The 15,493-nt window shown below is 73.8% G+C and carries 5 protein-coding genes; 1 reads left to right on the top strand and 4 read right to left on the bottom strand.

Annotated elements, in window-relative coordinates:
* Positions 1-6: 6 nt before the first annotated feature.
* The 4 genes from NP777_RS30260 to rsgA form a co-directional block, all read right to left on the bottom strand.
* Complete coding sequence (locus NP777_RS30260; RefSeq protein WP_256653354.1) at positions 7-1,749, bottom strand: pyruvate dehydrogenase; 1,743 nt, start codon at positions 1,747-1,749, stop codon at positions 7-9.
* Positions 1,750-1,846: 97 nt separating this feature from the next.
* The gene (locus NP777_RS48580) at positions 1,847-2,899 is read right to left on the bottom strand and encodes a protein phosphatase 2C domain-containing protein (protein ID WP_391858603.1); all 1,053 of its coding nucleotides are present in this window, start codon (positions 2,897-2,899) and stop codon (positions 1,847-1,849) included.
* 1,414 nt (positions 2,900-4,313) lie between these two features.
* On the bottom strand, positions 4,314-5,765 hold the full coding sequence (locus NP777_RS30250) for a dihydrolipoyl dehydrogenase family protein (RefSeq protein ID WP_256653352.1): 1,452 nt from the start codon (positions 5,763-5,765) through the stop codon (positions 4,314-4,316).
* Between the two features lie 263 nt (positions 5,766-6,028).
* Positions 6,029-7,138 (bottom strand): ribosome small subunit-dependent GTPase A, encoded by a 1,110-nt coding sequence (gene rsgA / locus NP777_RS30245; RefSeq protein ID WP_256653351.1) that lies wholly within the window; start codon positions 7,136-7,138, stop codon positions 6,029-6,031.
* A gap of 411 nt (positions 7,139-7,549) precedes the next feature.
* Here rsgA and NP777_RS30240 point away from each other — a divergent pair.
* Positions 7,550-15,493, top strand: a 7,944-nt coding sequence (locus tag NP777_RS30240) for a type I polyketide synthase (protein ID WP_256653350.1), incomplete at its 3' end; no start/stop codon positions are given.

The following is a 15,493-nucleotide window of genomic DNA, read 5'->3' as shown; positions in this document are numbered from 1 at the left end:
GTCTGGTCAGGGGCGCGGCACGTTCCGGAGGTTCGAACGGGCCATCTGGACCATTCTGCCGACGCCCCCGTCCAGCACCATCTTGCTGGCCGAGAGCGCGAAGCCGGTCACCATCTCCGCCTTGATCTTGGGCGGGATGGACAGCGCGTTGGGGTCCGTGACGATGTCCAGGAGCGCGGGCCCCTTGTGGTGCAGTGCGGCGCGCAGCGCGGACCGCAGCCGCTTGGGCTTCTCCACCCGCTCGCCGTACACCCCGGCGGCGCGGGCGATCTGGGCGAAGTCGGGGTTGCGATAGCCCGTGCCGTACGCGGGCAGGCCCGAGACCAGCATCTCCAACTCGACCATGCCCAGTGCGGAGTTGTTGAAGAGGATCACCTTCACCGGCAGGTCGTACTGGACGAGGGTGAGGAAGTCGCCCATCAGCATGGTGAATCCGCCGTCGCCGGACATCGAGATCACCTGGCGGCGGCGGTCCATGAACTGGGCGCCGATCGCCTGCGGCAGCGCGTTGGCCATCGAACCGTGGGTGAAGGAACCGATCACCCGGCGGCGGCCGTTGGGGGACAGATAGCGGGCGGCCCACACATTGCACATCCCGGTGTCCACGGTGAAGATCGCGTCGTCGGCGGCCTCCTCGTCCAGCACGGAGGCCACGAACTCCGGGTGGATCGGGATGTGCTTGTCGACCCGGCGGGTGTAGGCCTTGACCACGCCCTCCAGCGCGTCCGCGTGCTTCTTCAGCATGCGGTCGAGGAAGCGGCGGTCGGTCTTCGGGCGCACCTTCGGCGTGAGACAGCTCAGCGTCTCCCGGACGTCGCCCCATACGGCGAGGTCCAGCTTGGAGCGGCGGCCCAGGTGTTCGGCGCGGACGTCCACCTGCACGGTCCGCACATCGGCGGGCAGGAAGGCGCCGTACGGGAAGTCGGTGCCGAGCAGGATCAGCAGATCGCATTCGTGGGTGGCCTCGTACGCCGCGCCGTAGCCGAGCAGACCGCTCATGCCGACGTCGTACGGGTTGTCGTACTGGATCCACTCCTTGCCGCGCAGGGCGTGCCCCACCGGTGCCTTCAGCAGTTCGGCGAAGGCCATCACCTCATCGTGCGCCCCGGCACAGCCCCGGCCGCAGAAGAGCGTCACCCGCCGCGCCTCGTTGACCATGCGGGCGAACCGGTCGATCTCCGCGTCGCCCGGCCGCACGGTGGGCCGGGACGTCACCAGCGCGTGCTCCTCGGCGCGCTCGGGCGCCGGGCGGGCGGCGACGTCGCCGGGGAGCGCCACCACGCTCACCCCGCTGCGGCCGATCGCGTGCTGGACGGCGGTCTGCAGCACGCGGGGCATCTGCTGGGGGTGGGAGATCAACTCGCAGTAGTGGCTGCACTCCTGGAACAGCCGCTCCGGGTGGGTCTCCTGGAAGTAGCTGGTGCCGATCTCGCTGCTGGGGATGTGCGAGGTGAGGGCGATGACCGGGGCCATGGAGCGGTGGGCGTCGTAGAGCCCGTTGATCAGATGGACGTGCCCGGGGCCGCAGGAGCCCGCGCATGCGGCGAGGGACCCGGTGAGCTGCGCCTCGGCACCGGCGGCGAAGGCGGCGGTCTCCTCGTGCCGGACCTGGATCCAGTCGATCGCGGCGTTGCGGCGGACCGCGTCCACGACGGGGTTGAGGCTGTCGCCGACCACGCCGTACAGCCGCCGCACACCGGCGCGCACCAGGATGTCCACGTACTGCTCCGCCACGGTCTGCTTGGCCATAGCGCGCCCTCATCCCTCTCGTCGTCCAGGGTCGATGGGACCGGTGACGCTTCTCCGCCACCTTGACCTTTCGTCCATCAACCCATGGACGGCGCGCTTACGCCTCCCAGACGGCGGCCGCCGTACGGTCGTCGGCGTAGCCCTTCACCCCGGTCTGGGCGTCGGCGAGGAACGCGGCGAGCCCCGGCGCCTCCGCGGTGTCCCAGCGCTCGGCCAGGCGATCGGCGAGGGCGGCCTCGCCGCGCAGGGGGTCGGCGAGGCCCGCGCTGCACAGCAGAAGGGTGTCGCCCGGCCGGGCGACGGAGGCGCGGAACCGGAAGGGCCCGTGGACGGGCTCGGACTCGGGCTCGGGGGTGGGGTCGGGTGTGGGCTCGGGTGTGGTGTCGGGTGTGGGGTCGGGTGTGGGGTCGGGAGCATGGCCCGGTCGCTGGACGGGCGGGCGACCACTCCCATAGCCGATGACGGGCCCGCCGACGGTGTCCCGCTCGCCCCCTTCGGGTTCCAGGTCCTGCCAGACGCCGTCCCGCAGCCGGAAGAGCCCGCCGTCGCCGACGCCGAAGAACACCCGGGTCCGGCAGGCCGGATGCGCCGGGAGCAGGAGGCAGCGCACCGAGGCGGTGTGGTCGGCGGGGGCGAGGCCGCGTACGGTCGCGCCGGCGCGCAGCCGCCCGTAGGCACGGTCGGTGAGCCGGTGCAGCCCGGAGCTGAGGGCGCCGCGGTTGGCGGTGTGAATGTCCTCCGTCAGCCGGGCCTGATTGCCGCCGACCGCCCCGGCGATCCACTCGCACAGCTCACGCGCCACTCGGTGCGCCCCCGGGGCCGCCCGCTGCCCACTCGCCACGGCCACCAGGAGAAGGGCGCTGTCCCCGGTCCCGAACCGCACCGCGAGCAGCGCGTCCCGCCGCAGCTCACCCCGGTAACGGGCCGCGTCCCCGCGCAGGGAGGCGGCCCGCAGCGTCAGCGTGCCGTACCGGGCGCCCTCCAGCACGGTGTCGGGCACCACGTCCCGGAGATCCTCCGGATCGGTGACGGGAAGCGTGGTCGGCTCGGTCTCGTACGCGGGCGGCTCGACCCCGACGTACGAGGCGGCCGCGGCCCGCCAGGGCCGCGCCGGGTCGGCCCGCAACGCCGCCTCCGGCGGAGCCGGCACCCCCGCACCGCGCGGCCCCGAGGACGGCGAGGGCGGCCCGGCCACCCCGGCACGGCGGGGCGGCCCGGCGGGGATGGTGGCCCCGGGTGCACCCGCCGGGCCGGTGCGTCGGGGGTCGCTCTCCGGGTCCGCGGGTCCGGGCGCGCCCGACCGGCTCGTGGGTCCGGGCGCGCCCGCCGAGTCTGCGAGTCCGGGCACGCCCGCCGGGTTTACGGGCCCAGGCGCGCCCGCCCGGTTTGCGGGGCCGGGCGCGCCCGCCGAGTCTGCGGGTCCGGGCGCGCCCGCCGGGTTTACGGGCCCAGGCGCGCCCGCCCGGTTTGCGGGGCCGGGCGCGCCCGCCGAGTCTGCGAGTCCGGGCACGCCTGCCCGGTTTACGGGTCCGGGTGCACCGGCCGGGCCTGCGGGTCCGGGCGGACTCCCCGGCCCCGTGGGTCCCGGGGCGCTGTCCCGGCTCGTGGGTCCGGGGGCGCTTCCCCAGTCGGTACGTCCGGGTGCGCCCGCCGGGCCGGTGCGTCGGGGGTCGCTCGGCTCCGCGCGGCCGGGTGAATCGCCGGAACCCGCGCCGCCCGGTGCGGCACCGGCTCCCGCGCCACCCGGTTCGGTACGTCCCGAGCCCGCGCCACCCCACGCACCACCCGACCCCGTACGTCCCGACCCGGCACCGGAATCCCCGCGGCCGTCGGAAGGCGGGGTTGCCCCAGACCCCGCGTTGTCGCGCCGCTCGGGGCTCGACCCGGCGTTGCCGCCCGTCGAGGGCGTTGCGGGGCCGGGTTCCGCGCGGTGCTGGGTGGGCAGTGTGGCACCGGGCTCCTCGTCGACGGGAGATCGCCACCCCTGCGGGCCACCTCCGGCGTCGGCGTCGGAGCCCGGGGCGGCACCGCCCGGCTCCCCCGTCCGCGGGCCCCAGGGGGCGCCCGCGGCCGGTCTCTGATTACCGGCGTCCTCGTCGCCGGCGAGCGTGCGGGAGGCCGAATCGAACCGGTCGTCCACGGAGTCGGAGGCCGCGGCGGGCCCCGCGTCGGCACGACGTGGGTCGTACAACTCGCCCCACCAGTCGTCCTCATGACGGCGTCGGTCGCCCTGCTGGCTCATCCCCACATTGTCCACAGGGAGGGTCCACGGGAACACCACGCGATGACCGGCCCGAGGCCCGCCCAAGATCCGCTCAAGCCCGCCCCAGCGCGCTCGGCCGTTGGGCCCCAGGAGCCCGGCCCCGCAAGCCACCCGCCCCTGGGCCCAGGGCGGAGCGTCGGAGACGAGCAGCCACTCGCCCCCGACGTAAGCCGTGAAGGCGGCCGGAGGGCGAACCCGAGCAGCCGGGGGGCGGGCCGGGAGCCCGTAGCCGGGAGCCGGGAGCCGGGGCCAAGGGCGCCAGGTGCCCCCACGTGCCCCCGGCCCGAGCGGCCCCGCCCCCTCACCCCCGGTACGTCTCCAGCAGCCGCAGCCAGATCTCGCTGATCGTGGGGAACGACGGCACCGCGTGCCACAGGCGGGCGACGGGGACCTCGCCCGCTACCGCGACCGTCGCCGAGTGGAGCAGTTCGCTGACGCCGGGGCCCACGAAGGTGACGCCGACCAGATGGCCCCGGTCCAGGTCGACGACCATGCGGGCGCGGCCGCGGTAGCCGTCCGCGTAAAGGACCGCGCCCTCGACCTGGCCCATGTCGTAGTCGACGACGCGGATGTTGCGGCCCTCGGACTCGGCCTGCTCAGCGGTCAGCCCGACCGCGGCGACCTCCGGGTCGGTGAAGACGACCTGCGGTACGGCCGCCTCGTCCGCGGTCGTCGCGTACTCGCCCCAGCGGCCCGTGTCCAGCCGCTCGACGCCCCGCGCGCGTGCCCCGATCGCCGCGCCCGCGATGCGCGCCTGGTATTTGCCCTGGTGGGTGAGGAGCGCTCGGTGGTTGACATCGCCCGCCGCGTACAGCCAGCCGTCGGGGACGTCCGTCACCCGGCAGGTCTCGTCGACCTTCAGCCAGCCGCCCGGTTCGAGCCCCACCGCGTCCAGGCCCACGTCCGCGGTGTGCGGGGCGCGCCCGGTGGCGAAGAGCACCTCGTCCGCCTCGAGCTGTTCCCCGCTCTCCAGGGTCACCGTGACCGGTCCCGCCACCCCGCCCGGCCGGGCGAGGCCCTTCACCGACGTACCGGTGCGGATCTCGGCACCGGCCTCCCTCAGCGTCTCGGCGACCAGCTCGCCCGCGAACGGCTCGATCCGGTTCAGCAGCCCGGAGCCACGCACCAGCACCGTGACGCGCGAGCCGAGGCCGCACCAGGCCGTGGCCATCTCGGCGGCCACCACACCACCGCCCACGATGATCAGGCGCTCCGGCACCGTGGCGGAGCTGGTGGCCTCCCGGCTGGTCCAGGGCCGGGCCTCGGCGATCCCGGGCATGTCGGGCAGCGCGGCCCGGGTGCCGGTGCAGACGGCCACGGCGTGCCGGGCGGTGAGGGTCCGCTCCGCGCCGTCGGATCCGTCCGGCGGCGTCACCGCGACCCGCCGCGGCCCGACCAGCCGCCCATGGCCGCGCACCAGGTCGATCCCGGCCGAATCCAGCCAGGTGAGCGCACCGTCGTCCGTCCAGTTGCCGACGTGCTTGTCGCGGTGGGCGAAGACATCGGCCGCCACCAGCGACCCCCCGACCGCCTCCCGCAGCCCCGGCACCTGGCGTGCCTCGGCCCGCGCGAGCACCGGGCGCAGCAGCGACTTACTGGGGACGCAGGCCCAGTACGAACACTCACCACCGACCAGCTCACGCTCCACGATCACCGTGGAGAGTCCGGCGGCGCGGGTCCGGTCGGCCAGATTCTCACCGACCGGGCCCGCGCCCAGCACGATGACGTCGTACTCGTCCGTGGCCTGATTCATCGCAACCCGCTCTCTCGCTTCTCGCTCGTATCACTGTCGCAAGGGCCTCCAGGCGCCCCTCGCAGGGGCCTCGCAGGGGCCTCGCAGGGCCATCGTGGCGTCGAGTTACCGCGCACGGCCACCCCAATCGGCGTTTCGGCCGGGGGCCTCCCGGCGCGGGGAGGCCCCCGGCCGCACGTCGGGAGGCCCGGCCCCACGTCGGGAGGCCCCCGTTCTCGCACGCCCTGCGCCCACGTCGGGAGGCCCCGGCCCCGGGCGCACCGCTACCGCTTGCGCATCGGCCCCCGCTTGCGCTCCATCATGTGGCGCCCGAGCGCCTGCCGCTGCTTCCAGTCCCGTCGCAGCTCGGCGCGCAGCCGCGCGTCCGTACGGGCCGCGAGCCGCTCGTTCTCGCGGAGCAGCTTGCGGTAGCTCTCCAGCCGCCGCTCCGGCAGCGAGCCGTCGTCGATCGCGGCGAGCACCGCGCACCCGGGTTCGGCCTGGTGGGCGCAGTCGGGGAAGCGGCACCGCTCGGCGAGCTCCTCGATCTCGGCGAACGCCTGTGCGACACCGCCCTCGGCGTCCCACAGCCCCACCCCGCGCAGCCCCGGGGTGTCGATCAGCACCCCGCCCGAGGGCAGGGGCAGCAGATCGCGGGTGGTCGTGGTGTGCCGCCCCTTGCCGTCGCTGTCGCGGATCGTGCGTACGTCCTGGACGGCCTCACCCACCAGCGCGTTCGTCAGCGTGGACTTGCCCGCGCCGGATTGGCCGAGCAGCACGGCGGTACCGGAGCCGAGCAGGGCGCCGAGCTCCTCCAGCCCCTCCCCCGTCGCGGAGCTCACCGGCAGCACCCGCACACCGGGGGCCGCCGTCTCGGTGTCGGACACCAGATGGGCGAGGGTGTCCGGGTCGGGCACCAGATCGGCCTTGGTGAGAACGAGCAGCGGCTGGGCGCCGCTCTCCCAGGCCAGCGCGGTGAACCGCTCCACCCGGCCCAGGTCGAGCTCGGCCGCGAGGGAGACGGCGATGACGGCGTGGTCGGCGTTGGCCGCCAGCACCTGGCCGTCCGAGCGCTTGGAGGAGGTGGACCGTACGAGGGCGGTACGGCGTGGCAGCAGCGTACGGACGTAACGCGGATCGCCCTCGGCGTCCACGGCGGCCCAGTCGCCGGTGCACACGATCCGCATCGGGTCGCGCGGTGTCACCAACTCGGTGTCGGCCCGTGCCGGGCCGCTCGGCGTGACCAGTTCGCACTGGCCACGGTCCACCCGGATCACCCGGCCGGGCACCAGGCCCTGCGCGGCGTACGGGGTGAACGTCTCCGCCCAGCCGTCGTCCCAGCCATAGGCGGCGAGGGAGTGCGGAGAGGCGGAGTCGGAGGAAGTGTTGAACACGGAGGAAACCCTTCGAAGGGCGGCCTCCGAAGAGGTGTCAGCCGGAGACCGCGGGGGTGGAAATGAGGAACTCCTGAACGCGAGCGGCGCTCGCCACCGAGACCGTCATCAATGTCCTCACCTCCTGGTTTCCTCAACGCGCGGCAACACGGGCCAACACGGCCCGTGCGGAACGGAGAAACCGTAGCCCATCCCCGCACCGGGTGCCATCCATTTTTCCCTTCGCCGAAAAGCGAAGGGCCGCGGTCAACCGCCTTGTGAACAGGGGAACATGCCCTCGGACGGCGGCCCCCGAACATGCTTGCGCACCCGTCGGACGCTGCGGTACCTTCGCGGCAGTTGATCTTTGTTTTCACGCGCGATAAATGGTTCAGATCACCAGGTCACCAGGTCACGGGGGAGTGTACCTAGTTGTCCACAGTCGCCGATTCGCCATGGCCTCACCATGTCCATGATTCGGTAGCGGTCATCGGTTTCTCCTGTCGTTTACCGGGGGCCAGGACGCCCGAGGAATTCTGGCGCCTGCTCAGCGAGGGCGGGGACGCGGTCACTTCCGTACCGGAAGACCGATGGACTCCGCGGCAATCCGACGGCGGGTCCGGGGCCCGGTCCGAAGCGGAAGCCGAGGCGGGGACGGAATTCGGCGCCTTCCTCGGCGAGGTGGACCACTTCGACGCCGACTTCTTCGGCATATCGCCGCGCGAGGCCGCGGCCATGGACCCCCAGCAGCGGCTGATGCTCGAACTGGGCTGGGAAACCCTGGAGGACGCGGGCCTCACACCCGCCCGGCTCGCCGAAGGGCGGACGGGGGTGTTCGTCGGCGCCATCAACGACGACTACGCCACGCTGCTGCGGCGGCACGGCGGCGACTCCGCGGTCACCCATCACACCCTGACCGGCCTCCAGCGCGGCATGATCGCCAACCGGCTGTCCTATCTGCTGGGCACCCGCGGCCCCAGCCTGGTGGTGGACTCGGGCCAGTCGTCCTCGCTGGTCGCGGTGCACACGGCCTGCCAGAGCCTGCGCAGCGGCGAATGCGACACCGCCCTCGCGGGCGGGGTCCACCTCAATCTCGCGTACGACGGCGCACTGAGCGCCGCACGCTTCGGCGGCCTCTCCCCCGACGGCACCTGCTACACCTTCGACGCGCGGGCCAACGGCTTCGTCCGTGGCGAGGGCGGCGGTCTGGTGCTGCTCAAACCCCTCGCCCACGCGCTCGCCGACGGCGACCGGATCCATGGGGTGCTGCGCGGCGGCGCGGTCAACAACGACGGCGGCGGGGACAGCCTCACCACCCCCAGCCGGACCGCCCAGGCGGAGGTGTTGCGCCGGGCCTGCGCCGCGGCCGGGGTCGGCCCCGACGAGGTGCAGTACGTCGAACTGCACGGCACCGGCACGCCCGTCGGCGACCCCATCGAGGCGGCGGCGCTGGCCGAGGCGGTCGGCGCGGCGCGTGCGAAGGACCGGCCGCTGCTGGTGGGGTCCGCCAAGACGAACGTGGGCCACCTGGAAGGGGCCGCGGGGATCACCGGCCTGATCAAGGTCCTGCTCTCCCTGAAGGCGGAGCGTCTCCCGCCCAGCCGCAACTTCCGCTCCCCCAATCCCGCGATTCCGCTGGAGGGGTGGAATCTGCGGGTGCAGACCGAGCTTTCGGCGTGGCCGCGCCCGGATGCGCCGCTGATCGCCGGGGTGTCGTCCTTCGGCGTCGGCGGGACCAACGCCCATGTCGTCGTGGAGCGGGCCCCGGTGGTCTCACTCGCCACGGGGGCGGACGAAGGCGTTGCGGGTGCCGCGTGTGGTGGTGACGTACTGCCGTGGGTGATCTCGGGCCGGACGCCGGGCGGGGTGCGGGCGCAGGCGGGACGGTTGCGGGCGTTCGCGGCGGACGGTCGGGCGAGCGGTCGGGCGGGCGGTTCCGCGGACGGTGGCGTATCCCCCGCCGACATCGGATGGTCGCTCGCCGAGCACCGGACGGCCCTGGAGCACCGTGCCGTGGTGGTGGCCGGGGACCGCGACGGATTCCTGTCCGGGCTGGACGCGCTGGCCTCCGGTGAGCCCTCCGCCCATGTGGTGGCCGGGGTGGCCGGCGAGTCGGCCGCCGGTCCGGTGTTCGTCTTCCCGGGGCAGGGCTCGCAGTGGGTGGGCATGGCCGCCGAACTGCTCGACGCCTCAACCGTGTTCGCCGAATCCATCGACCGCTGCGTCCGGGCCCTGGCCCCGCACACCGACTGGGACCTCCTCGACGTCCTGCGGGACACCGAGGACGTCGCCGCGCTGGAGCGGGCGGAGGTGCTGCAGCCCGCGCTGTGGGCCGTGATGGTCTCGCTGACACGGGTGTGGCGTTCGCTCGGCATCGTCCCGTCGGCCGTCGTGGGCCACTCGCAGGGCGAGATCGCTGCCGCGTGCGTGGCCGGAGCGCTGTCGCTGGAGGACGGTGCCCGGTTGATCGCCGTACGCAGCCGGATCGCGGGGGCCCTGATCGGCCGGGGCGGTCTCGCGTCCATCGGGGCGTCGGAGGAGCGGGCGGCCGAGTTGCTCGCGGACCGGGACGACGTATGGATCGCCGCGGTCAACGGCCCCGGTGCGACGGTGGTCGGGGGCAGCCCGGAGGGGCTGGCCGAGGTCACGGCCAGGGCGGCGGCCGCCGGGCTGCGCCATCGCACGGTGGCCACGGCGTATGCCTCGCACACCCCGCAGGTCGAGGCGATCCGCGAGGAGTTCCTGCGGCTCGCGGCGCCGATCGCCCCGCGAGACGGGGACGTACCGATGTACTCGACCGTCACCACGGCCCCCATCGCGGGCGAGGCCCTGGACGCCGAGTACTGGTACCGCAACCTCCGCGAACAGGTCCGCTTCCACGACACCGTCCAGAACCTGATCGCCGACGGCAACTCCCTCTTCCTGGAGAGCAGTTCGCATCCCGTGCTCACCACGGCCGTCCAGGACACGGGCGGCCTCGCCGTCGGCACCCTGCGCCGGGGCGAGGGCGGCACGCGGCGGGTGCTGCTCTCGCTGGCCGAGCTGTGGGTGCGGGGAGCCGCCCCCGACTGGGGGCAGGTGTTCGCGGGGACCGGCGCCCGCCGGGCCGAGCTGCCGGGCCGCGCGTTTGAGCGGCGGCGCCACTGGTTCGACGCCGTGGCCGCCCCGGCGGCCGTGGGGGCCCCGGGGGCCATGGGGGCCCCGGGCCTTGATGTGCTTCATCAGGTGCGGGCCCAGGCCGCAGCCGTCCTCGGACATGCGTCGGTGGCCGCGCTCGACACCGGCCGGACCTTCAAGGACCTCGGCTTCGACTCGATCTCGCTCAGCGATCTGTGCAACCGCGTCAACACCGCGCTGGGCACCCGCCTCTCCCCCGCCGCGCTCTTCAGCCACCCGACCCCGGCGCGGCTCGCGGAACACCTCGCCGCCACCGCCGCCGGTCCCGTCCCCTCCGCACCCACCCCGCAGGCCGCCACCGACGCCGACGAGCCGATCGCCATCATCGCGATGAGCTGCCGCCTCCCCGGTGGGGTGCGCTCCCCGGAGGACCTGTGGCGGCTGGTGGCGGACGGACGGGACGCCATCTCGCCGTTCCCGGACGACCGCGGCTGGGATCTGGAACGGCTGCACGGCACCGAGGGCGCCGGCAGCAGCTTCGCCCGGAGCGGTGGATTCATCGACGGGGCCACGGACTTCGACGCCCGCTTCTTCGGCATCTCCCCGCGCGAGGCCCTGGCGATGGACCCCCAGCAGCGGCTGCTGCTGGAGACCTCCTGGGAGCTGCTGGAACGGGCGGGTATCGCGCCCGACGCGCTGCGCGCCACCCGCACGGGTGTGTTCGTCGGCACCATGGACCAGGAGTACGGGCCACGGCTGCACGAGGCGCCGGAGGCGGTGGACGGCTATCTCCTCACCGGCAGGACGGCCAGTGTCGCCTCCGGCCGTATCGCCTATCTGCTCGGGCTCACCGGGCCCGCCATCACCCTGGACACCGCCTGTTCGTCATCGCTGGTGGCCCTGCACCTGGCGGTGCAGTCGCTGCGCCGGGGGGAGTCCTCGCTGGCCCTGGCCGGTGGGGTGACCGTCCTCAACACCCCGGGAATCTTCACCGAGTTCAGCCGCCAGGGCGGGCTGGCCCGGGACGGCCGGTGCAAGGCGTTCGCGGCCGGGGCCGATGGCACCGGAATGGCGGAGGGCGTGGGGCTGCTGCTGGTGGAGCGGCTGTCCGACGCCCGCCGCAACGGCCATCGGGTGCTCGGCGTGATCCGTGGCACGGCGGTCAACCAGGACGGCGCCTCCAACGGCCTCACCGCGCCCAACGGCCGCTCCCAGGAGCTGGTGGTCCGGGATGCGCTGGCGGACGCGGGGCTGTCGCCATCCGATGTGGATGTGATCGAGGCACACGGCACGGGCACCGCGCTCGGCGATCCGATCGAGGCACAGGCGCTGCTCGCCACGTACGGCCAGGGCCGGACGGCCGACCGGCCAGCGCTGCTGGGCTCGGTGAAGTCCAACATCGGCCACACCCAGGCGGCGGCCGGAGTCGCGGGCGTCATCAAGGCGATCATGGCGATGCGTCACGGTGTCGTCCCCGCCACGCTGCACGTGGACGAGCCGTCCCCGCACGTGGACTGGGCCTGCGGTGGTGTCGAGCTGGTGACGGAGGGGCGTCCGTGGCCGGAGGCCGGACGGGCGCGGCGGGCCGGGGTCTCGTCGTTCGGCATCAGCGGGACCAACGCCCATGTGGTCCTGGAAGAGGCCCCACCGGCGCCCGTCCCCGCCCGCGCCGCCCGTCCCGCCCATCCGCTCGCCGGGATGGCGGGTGTGCTGCCGTGGGTGGTGTCGGGCCGGTCGCCCGCCGCGCTGCGGGCGCAGGCGGCCCGGCTGGGTGCGTTCGCCGCCGCCTCCGAAGCCACGCCGTCGGACATCGGGTGGGCGCTGGCGACACAGCGGGCCGCCATGGAACACCGTGCGGTGGTGGTGGCCGGGGACCGGGACGGCTTCCTGGCCGGACTGGAGGCGATCGCCGCCGGGGAGCCCTCCGCTCACGCGGTGGCTTCCGCGCATGCGGTGGCTGGGGTGACCGCCGGGTCGGGCGCCGGTCCGGTGTTCGTCTTTCCGGGGCAGGGATCGCAGTGGGTCGGCATGGCCGCCGAACTGCTCGACACATCGCCCGTGTTCGCCGAATCCATCGACCGGTGCGCACGGGCGCTGGCCCCGCATATCGACTGGGATCTGCACGATGTGCTGCGGGCGACCGGGGATGAGGCGGCGCTGGAGCGGGTGGATGTGGTCCAGCCCGCCCTCTGGGCCGTCATGGTGTCACTGGCGGCGGTGTGGCGTTCGTACGGCATCGAGCCCGCCGCCGTCATCGGCCACTCACAAGGCGAAATCGCCGCCGCATGCGTAGCCGGTGCGCTGAGCTTGGACGACGGCGCACGACTCGTCGTCCTGCGCAGCCGCCTCATCGCCCAAGAACTCGCCGGACACGGCGGCATGGCCTCCCTCGCCACCTCCGCCGAGCAGACGCACGAGCTGCTGACCGGCCACGACGACGTCTGGATCGCGGCCGTCAACGGACCCAGCGCCACGGTCGTCGCCGGGAGCCCCGCCGGGCTCACCGAGGCCATGGCCAAGGCCGAGGCCAACGGAATCCGGACCCGTGCGGTCGCCGTCGACTACGCGTCCCACACGCCCCACGTCGAACACATCCGGGAACAGCTCCTCCACCTCGCCGCACCCATCACCCCCCGCACCGGGCACGTCCCCATGTACTCCACCGTCACCGCCACCCCCATCAACGGCGCAACCCTCGACGCCGAGTACTGGTACCACAACCTCCACGAACAGGTCCGCTTCCACGACACGCTGCGGGCTCTGCCGGCCGACGGCCACACCCTCTTCCTGGAGTGCAGTCCCCACCCCGTCCTCACCACCGCCGTCGAGGAGACCGGCCACGCCGCCGACCAGCGCCTCCTCGCCACCGGCACTCTGCGCCGTGACCACGGTGGCGTCCGGCAGTTCCGCAACGCCCTGGCCACCCTGTGGGTCCATGGCGTGGCCCCCGACTGGACGACGGTGTTCGCACCCGGTGGCGCCGCACCCCTCGATCTGCCCACCTACGCCTTCCAGCACGAGCGCTACTGGCTCGCGCCCGTCGGCCCCGGCTCCGCCGTACGGGTCGAGCTGCCGCCCGCCACCGTGTCGGCCGAAGGGCCCGAGGCGCTTGAGGGCTTCGCACGCCGGGTGGCCGACGCGGCCGAGGGCGCGCCACGGTCGCGGGTGGTGCTGGACGAGGTGTGCCGCCACGCGGCCGCCGTGCTGGGGCTCTCGTCGGTGGACGAGGTGGAGACGCGGAAGGTCTTCCGTGACCTCGGCTTCGACTCGCTGACCGCCGTGGAGCTACGGAACCGGCTGGCCGTGGCGACGGGTGTGGCGCTCGCGCCGTCCGTCGTCTTCGACTATCCGACGCCCCTGACACTGGCCCGGCATCTGCTGGACCGGATCACGGGCGGGGACACCGCCGGACCGGGCTCGTACGCACCGGGCGCCGTGGCGCCGGTCGCGCCGGGGGCGGCCGCCCTGGACGAGCCGATCGCGATCGTGGCCACGAGCTGCCGGTTCCCGGCGGGCGTACGGTCGCCCGAGGACCTGTGGCGGCTGCTGCTGTCCGACCAGGACACGCTCTCCCCGTTCCCGGCGGACCGTGGCTGGGATCTCGACACGTTGCACCACCCCGACGCCGAACGCCCCGGCAGCAGCTATGTCCATGCGGGCGGATTCCTTCCGGACGCCGCCGACTTCGATGCCGACTTCTTCGGCATCTCGCCACGCGAGGCGATGGCGATGGACCCCCAGCAACGGCTGCTGCTGGAGACCTCCTGGGAGGCCCTGGAACACGCGGGGATCGATCCGCTGTCGCTGCGCGGCAGCCGTACCGGGGTGTTCATCGGCCTCGTACCGCACGGTTACGGCGGTGCGGGCGCCGACACCGAGGGGGCCGAGGGCTACCTCTTCACCGGGTCGGCGGGAAGCGTGGCGTCGGGCCGGATCGCCTACAGCTTCGGGCTGACCGGACCGGCCGTCACGGTGGACACGGCGTGTTCGTCCTCGCTGGTGGCGCTGCATCTCGCCGTACAGGCGCTGCGCAACGGCGACTGCGGGATGGCGCTCGTGGGCGGCGTCTCGGTGATCTCCACACCGGGTGTGTTCACCGAGTTCAGCCATCAGCGCGGGCTCGCCCCCGACGGCCGCTGCAAGCCCTTCGCGGCGGCGGCGGACGGCACCGCGTGGGCGGAGGGCGTGGGCGTGCTGCTGGTCGAACGGCTGTCGGAGGCCCGCCTCAACGGCCACCAGGTGATGGCTGTGGTGCGTGGCTCGGCCATCAACCAGGACGGCGCCTCCAATGGCCTCACCGCGCCCAATGGGCCTTCCCAACAGGCCGTCATCCGGCAGGCGTTGGCGAACGCGCGTCTCACGCCGTCCGACGTCGATGTGATCGAGGCACACGGGACGGGTACGGCGCTGGGCGACCCCATCGAGGCACAGGCGCTGCTCGCCACGTACGGCCAGGGGCGACCCGCCGAACACCCCGCGCTGCTGGGCTCGATGAAGGCCCATGTCGGCCACACCGGCGCGGCCGCCGGAGTCGCGGGCATCATCAAGATGGTGCTGGCCCTGCACCACGGTGTGGTGCCACGCACCCTGCATGTGGACGAGCCGACGCCGCATGTGGACTGGGCGTCCGGTGCGGTGCGGCTGGTGACGGAGAACGCGCCGTGGCCCGAGGCCGAACGGGCGCGCCGCGCGGCGGTGTCGTCGTTCGGCGTCAGCGGGACCAACGCCCATGTGATCCTGGAAGCGGCCCCGACGGCGGCCACCATGTCCCCGGCCACGCCCACGGAGGGTGTGCTGCCGTGGGTGATCTCGGCGCGTTCGGAGGCCGCGCTACGGGCGCAGGCAGCCCAGTTGCGCGCGTTCGTGGCCACGACGAGCGATCGGCAGCTCGCCGATATCGGCTGGACGCTGGCGCGGCACCGGGCAGCGCTCGAACACCGCGCGGTGGTGGTCGCCGCCGACCGTGACACCTTCCTGGCCGGGCTGGACGCCATCGCCACCGGCGAACCCGCCACCCATGTGGTCAGCGGCGTGGCCCCGGGAGAGCCGCCGTCCGGTGCGGTGTTCGTCTTTCCGGGGCAGGGGTCGCAGTGGGTCGGCATGGCCGCCGAACTGCTGGACACATCGCCCGTGTTCGCCGAGTCGATCGACGGGTGCGCCCAGGCCCTCGCCCCGCATATCGACTGGGATCTGCACGATGTGCTGCGGGCGACCGGGGATGAGGCGGCGCTGGAGCGGGTGGATGTGGTCCAGCCCGCT

Source organism: Streptomyces rugosispiralis, from assembly GCF_024505145.1.
GTDB classification, from domain to species: Bacteria; Actinomycetota; Actinomycetes; order Streptomycetales; family Streptomycetaceae; genus Streptomyces; species Streptomyces rugosispiralis.
The sequence above is the reverse complement of the archived record's forward strand: the minus strand, read 5'-3'. Positions and strand labels throughout refer to the sequence as shown.

Coding starts and splice junctions, on each gene's coding strand:
- NP777_RS30260 (WP_256653354.1), bottom strand. CDS start 1,749: ATGGCCAAGCAGACCGTGGCGGAGCAGTACGTGGACATCCTGGTGCGC.
- NP777_RS30250 (WP_256653352.1), bottom strand. CDS start 5,765: ATGAATCAGGCCACGGACGAGTACGACGTCATCGTGCTGGGCGCGGGC.